Here is a 244-nt window from a genome sequence, read left to right on the forward strand (position 1 = left end):
ACATTACTGGGTGCCGGACCAGTCCGGCCGGGTCGCCCCGCTGCTGCTCGATCAATACGCCGGCAGCAGCGGCGAGCGGTTCCCACTGGCGATGTTCCAGACCGACGCGGACAAGCCCTTCTACAAGTTCCTCCTACCCTATTCGCCGTTCGCGCTGCTGCTGATCGGCGCCGCCGTCGTCTTCACCATGAAGACGCGCAGTTTCGAGGTACAACGCAAGGGCAGCGGCATCACCTTCGCCGAT

At 63.9% G+C, this 244-nt stretch carries 1 pseudogene; it reads left to right on the forward strand.

Annotated elements, in window-relative coordinates:
* Positions 1-244, forward strand: a pseudogene (locus AAEZ08_RS23330) (AAA family ATPase); the annotation flags it as partial.

It is taken from the genome of Pseudomonas sp. E45-MNA-CIBAN-0222 (assembly GCF_040310405.1).
Lineage (GTDB): Bacteria > Pseudomonadota > Gammaproteobacteria > Pseudomonadales > Pseudomonadaceae > Stutzerimonas > Stutzerimonas stutzeri_AC.